Origin of the sequence: Hydrogenophaga sp., assembly GCF_048549895.1 — a bacterium.
GTDB lineage: Bacteria > Pseudomonadota > Gammaproteobacteria > Burkholderiales > Burkholderiaceae_C > Hydrogenophaga.
Map to the genome: position 1 here is coordinate 1 of NZ_JBLYYB010000014.1, position 4,325 is coordinate 4,325.

The 4,325-nt window shown below is 59.3% G+C and carries 6 protein-coding genes and 2 pseudogenes; 2 read left to right on the top strand and 6 right to left on the bottom strand.

From position 1 onward, the window contains the following. Together ACN4F8_RS01115 and ACN4F8_RS01120 are read left to right on the top strand one after the other, a co-directional pair. A partial coding sequence (locus ACN4F8_RS01115; RefSeq protein ID WP_419471891.1) for a Tn3 family transposase occupies positions 1-923 on the top strand: 923 nt, incomplete at its 5' end. Positions 924-990: 67 nt separating this feature from the next. Beyond that, positions 991-1,272 (top strand): hypothetical protein, encoded by a 282-nt coding sequence (locus ACN4F8_RS01120; protein ID WP_419471892.1) that lies wholly within the window; start codon positions 991-993, stop codon positions 1,270-1,272. A gap of 277 nt (positions 1,273-1,549) precedes the next feature. Here the strand turns inward: ACN4F8_RS01120 and ACN4F8_RS01125 are convergent, their stop codons facing one another. The 6 genes and pseudogenes from ACN4F8_RS01125 to ACN4F8_RS01150 all read right to left on the bottom strand — a co-directional run. Beyond that, positions 1,550-2,602: a porin gene (locus tag ACN4F8_RS01125; RefSeq protein ID WP_300649363.1), complete on the bottom strand. Its 1,053-nt coding sequence runs from the start codon at positions 2,600-2,602 to the stop codon at positions 1,550-1,552. A 453-nt stretch (positions 2,603-3,055) separates the two neighbouring features. Further along, positions 3,056-3,343 carry a hypothetical protein gene (locus ACN4F8_RS01130; RefSeq protein WP_300649364.1) on the bottom strand — a complete coding sequence of 96 codons (288 nt, stop codon included), beginning with the start codon at positions 3,341-3,343 and terminating at the stop codon, positions 3,056-3,058. A 120-nt stretch (positions 3,344-3,463) separates the two neighbouring features. Further along, positions 3,464-3,649, bottom strand: a complete 186-nt coding sequence (locus tag ACN4F8_RS01135) for an IS66 family transposase (protein ID WP_366146708.1) — start codon at positions 3,647-3,649, stop codon at positions 3,464-3,466. Beyond that, positions 3,630-3,881: pseudogene (locus ACN4F8_RS01140) on the bottom strand (polymer-forming cytoskeletal protein); the annotation flags it as partial. The gene ACN4F8_RS01135 and the pseudogene ACN4F8_RS01140, both read right to left, overlap by 20 nt. A gap of 59 nt (positions 3,882-3,940) precedes the next feature. Continuing rightward, positions 3,941-4,072 carry a hypothetical protein gene (locus ACN4F8_RS01145; RefSeq protein WP_300649365.1) on the bottom strand — a complete coding sequence of 44 codons (132 nt, stop codon included), beginning with the start codon at positions 4,070-4,072 and terminating at the stop codon, positions 3,941-3,943. A gap of 12 nt (positions 4,073-4,084) precedes the next feature. Beyond that, positions 4,085-4,325, bottom strand: a pseudogene (locus ACN4F8_RS01150) (hypothetical protein); the annotation flags it as partial.

Sequence of the window (4,325 nt, forward strand, 5' to 3'; positions counted from 1 at the left end):
AACTGCTCTCGGATGGCGCGCGAGCCGCTTGTTCACGCGCTCAGCAGCTCTGCCCCTCGTTTGGCCTTGGCGTCAAACTGAATAAATCAGGGCTGACCAATTACGCTCCTTTCAGCGCCAAGATGGTCAACGTCGGCATGCGCGATTCAACGTACGTGCTCGACGGATTGCTGTATCACGAATCAGACCTGCGCATCGAGGAACACTACACCGACACGGCCGGCTTCACTGATCACGTGTTCGCGCTGATGCACATGCTCGGGTTTCGCTTTGCGCCGCGCATCCGCGACTTGGGCGACACGAAGTTGTACATTCCCGGAGCCATCACAGACTACCCCGGCTTGAAATCAATGATTGGCGGCACCTTGAACATCAAACACCTGCGCGCGCACTGGGACGATATCCTGCGCCTGGCCTCATCGATCAAGCACGGCACCGTGACCGCGTCGCTCATGCTGCGCAAGCTCGGCAGCTACCCGCGCCAGAACGGCCTGGCGATCGCGCTGCGCGAACTGGGCCGCATCGAGCGCACGCTATTCATCCTGGACTGGCTGCAGAACGTCGAATTGCGCCGACGCGTACATGCCGGATTAAACAAGGGCGAGGCGCGCAACGCGCTGGCCAGGGCGGTCTTCATCCACCGGTTGGGCGAGATTCGGGACCGAACCTATGAGCAACAACGATACCGAGCCAGCGGATTGAACCTGGTGACGGCGGCGATTGTGCTGTGGAACACCGTCTATCTGGAGCTAGCGACTCAGGCGCTGCGAAATGCCGGCAAGCTGAAGGATGATTCTCAGCTTCAGTACCTTTCCCCTCTGGGATGGGAACACCTCAACCTGACCGGTGACTACGTCTGGCGCCAGAACCAAAAAATCGATGAGGGGGAATTCCGGCCGCTGCGTGACATAAAAAGCCTGTGATTCATCAGCGGGAAAACCTTAGCGTACTATTTTTTCCGAATTCTGTGGGCGCCCCATATCGCGCGACGTGATTCACGGCGTGGTACTCGGCCTGGGCATCGCGCTCATCGTCGCCGGACTGCGCCGCATCGAAAGCGACGCGGTGCTGGGTGCGGCGTCGGTGGTGCTGGCGTTGGTGTTGCTTGGACGGGGTGGCTGGCTCACCATGCCGTTGCTCATGGCCGTCGGGTGGGCAGTGGGCGCGTGGCGCCAGCCTGACCTTGTGCAAGTGCTGGCCGATGCACCGTGGGAGTTGCACCCACCTGGGGGTGAATTCAAGTTCGGTGCAAATGACCCGGTTAACGCCTGAGGGTTTTCCCCTGATCTTCTTGGGAAGAAAATTGACCGAAGCGCGAACCGCAAAGTGCTCCGAATTGATTTCAATGTTCAGCATAAGTAACTGTAGGTTGTGTTGAAGCTTTCGTGACCCTGGGCCTCACGCTACGCATCGTCGGGATGGACGGGAATCCAGGCTAGGCTGCCTGAGCCCGGCGCCTCTCACACAAAATGCCGCACCCATGAAAAAACCCACCGCCCTTTCGAGCGGTGGGTGTCAACATGCGTTTGAGAGTTAGTAGGCTTGAGAATCAGAAGGCGTGAGCAACGCCGACGGCGTAGATGTCACGCTCGCGAACTTTAACGCCAGAAGAGTTCTCGATGTCACCGGTGGTCAGCAGGCCGTACAGCCGGGTTCGCTTGGACATGTTGTACAACACACCAGCAGAGAAAGCATCACCCTTTTCGAAGGTAGAACCGTTGGGATTTTTGGCTTTGGCGGTGCTGTAGCCCAAAGAGAACTCCATTGCGCCAACCGGCACCATAGCACCGATGGTGTATGTGTCCGATTTGCGAGGAGCCTGGTTCTTCACTTGGTTCCAGCCGCCGGAGAGGCGGAAGGAGCCGAAGTTGTAAGCCGCAGCCAAAGTGTTGTATTCCCGGGTAGTGTCGACCAGAGCGGCACTAATGGCTTTGTTTTCCTGGTAACCGTAGCCCACATCCAGATTGCCCGCTTTGTAACGCAGGTTGAAAGCGGTGATGTCGGTCTTTTCCGGTTTGGTGGCCTCGCCGAAGCCGTAGCTTACGCCAGCAGAGAAACCGCCGAAGGAAGGTGACTCGTAGCGGATTTGGTTGTTCGCACGGTCGCCGTAGTCAGCGAGCTGACCTACCCCTTGGAAGGCTGGAACAGAACCATTTCCAGTGTTGGCCAAAGTAACCTCGGTGGGAACAAAATTAGCCGAGTCCCAAATGTTTTGGCTGAGCATCAGATCGCGGATGTCGTCAAACGATGTGTCGTGGCGACCCAGCTTGACGGTACCGAAACCACCGGCCAAGCCAACGAACGCAGCACGGTTACCCAGACTGGTTGGTGAAGGCGCGTCGACTACAAGGTCACTCTCTACAGCGAAAATTGCCTTCAGACCACCACCGAGGTCTTCAACACCACGGAAACCCAGACGGCTGCTGGTCAAGCCGCTGTTGAACATCTGTGTGTTGCTGACAGGACCCACGCCACCCGTGATGTTGCCCACTTTGGCAGAACCAACGGACGCATCAAGGCGGCCATAGATGGTGACAGACGATTGCGCCAAGGCGGCGCCGGAAGCGGCCAGAACGGACAGAGCAATGAGGCTCTTTTTCATGAGGGTGTACTCCAATGGATTGCGGGAGGGCTTGTGCCCTTGCCCCCTACCGGATGCATGGCGACTCGTATATTCTCCGCAAGAAACACCACAAGCCTGTGAACCACCCTCAGTTTTTTGCGGGTTTTTACTGATTTACAACGCCGACTGCACATCCGGGCTGATTCACATGTTTGTCATGAATCGCGATGGGGCCAGCGCGCGAGCAAACCACCCCGTAAAGACAAGTGCGAGACCAACAAGAATCCCGCGATAGCTTTCACAGCGGGCTTTCATCGATCGACGTGGTGCCGGAGAGATGAATCGAACACTCGACCTTTTCATCGTGAGCGGCCGGTCAACCCATCTTGACCGACCGCAGCCGGCTCATTTGGACTGCAGGCGTGCACCGATGTAGGCCACGCACTCCACGAGGTTGAGGCAGACCAGCCGCAAGTATTTCTCGGCGTCGGTTCACACGCACAGCAGGTCGTGCTGGCCAAGGTGGCCGTATACGAATGCCAGGAGATAGCGCTCGGGGTGGTCGACGGACAACTGCGTGAACATCTGTACGAAGAGATGTGGCGGCGCGCCTTTGGAGAACTTCGACGTCGCTGTCAGACGCCGCAAGCAGGTTTCGTGGACGTCTTCAGAGATCGTTGGCGAAGCGTGCCCGCAGTGCTTCATGGCCTGGAAGGCGATGAGCAGGACGTGGATCGGCTCCTCAAGCAGCTGCATGTCGACCCCGTAGCGAGTCAACACGAGGATATGCCCTGGATCGTTTCACTTGAACCGCGCCGACTGCACCAGGCTCACCACCATGGCCGTGCGCTGGCGAGCGAGTTCGCTGTCGGCGAACAACCATGCCCGGCGGCCCATGGCTCAAGGCTTTATCTGCCGCTCTAGGTGGTTGTTGTCGATAGCGACTGCGCGGTCCTCGAGATAGTGCGTTAGCGCTCGCCAGCGCGCGCCTGTGGCCGAGCGTGTACTGGCTCGATCCGGTGCAGATTGCGTTCTCGCCGAAGCTGACCAAACCGCCGCTGGCGTCGATCTTCCCGTTGGCTTCACCGTCGATGCTGATGCTCTTGGCCACGATCTCGCCTTCGACCTTGCCGCCGGCGGCGATCACGAGCTTGGACTGACCGGTCAAGGCCACCTTGCCCTTGATGCTGCCCACCACGACAAAGTCGCACGGGAAGGTGGCTCGCTCTCGTAGCTCAACCCTGCGGTAAAGGTGCAGACCGCTGCTTCTGCGCCAGTACCGGCCTGCAGGTTCAGGGTGCGCACAGGCAGATCGCACCCTGATGTCGCTGGCTCAAGGCTAACCACTGGGGTCGCCGCCGCTGCTGGCACCCGAGGCTATTCGTCGCTCTTGTCGCTCATTGATGCGGTTTCGCTGACGAATTGCACGGTGAGGAAGTGCGGCAAGGCGTTCGGCGGCGGGAACGGGGATTCGTCGACGGCGAGAAAGCTGGGGGTGTTCATCTGCATGGGTTTCTCCTTTCAGGTAGAAAACCGCGGGCTAGGCCCGAACTGATAATCGGCATCAGCACAGGTGCTGATCTCTTGCAAACGGTGCTGCGCCTCATTGGGGGCCTGCTCGTCTCTGGGGGGCAGCGCTGGCACGCGGCGCTCGGCCCAGTTGCCACCGGGAAGCCACGTCCAGGTGGGCACGCCCTTGGCTGCGAGCGATGCGGCCATGGCGTGGCGGGTCTGCAGGTATTCGGGGGAACTGCCCCGTTCC